This window comes from Psychrobacter sp. 1Y4 (assembly GCF_051847555.1).
Map to the genome: position 1 here is coordinate 1 of NZ_JBPYDE010000672.1, position 657 is coordinate 657.

Consider the following 657-nt stretch of genomic DNA (forward strand, 5'->3'; position numbering starts at 1 on the left):
GAAGGCTCAAAATACCAAGCGCAAAAGCAATATCCGTTGCCGCAGGAATGGCCCAACCTTTCCAAAACTCAGGCTCATTGTAGTTAAAGAGTAGATAAACAATCGCAGGCATAATCATACCGCCCAGTGCTGCACCAGCTGGCAGGATAATCTGCTTGACGTTAGACAACTCACCAATCAATACTTCACGCTTGAGCTCAAGTCCGACCAAGAAAAAGAAAACAGCCATTAGACCGTCATTGATCCAGTGGTGAGCATCTTTGGCAATCGCAAACTCGCCAATTTGAATGGCAACTGGTGCGTGGATAAAACCTTCGTACCAAACATTAAGAGGGGAGTTGGCAATGATCATTGCAGCAACGGCAGCCAATGCTAAGACGATACCGCCCGCTGCCTCAAATTCAAAAAATGCCTTAATCCTTCGTATTGCCATATTATCCTCATCTCCTAGGTACAATTTACTAAATAATCTCAAATATCCACACTACTATTCATGACGATATAGCAAGTAGATAAAAACAGTTTCTCACACTCTTATTAATATAGACAATAAAATACGCTGAAATAATGCCATTAGCCTATTATATCGTCTCAATGATAGTGACATTATAAAGGCGATGCGACGAGCAAAATAGTTGTAAGTCGTTAAATCTTTTT

Annotated in this window: 1 protein-coding gene; it reads right to left on the reverse strand. The window is 40.9% G+C overall.

From position 1 onward, the window contains the following. Nucleotides 1-433: Na+/H+ antiporter NhaA (locus ACS8FC_RS18250; RefSeq protein ID WP_439297827.1), on the reverse strand; the 433-nt coding region annotated here is incomplete at its 3' end. Between the last annotated feature and the right edge of the window lie 224 nt (nt 434-657).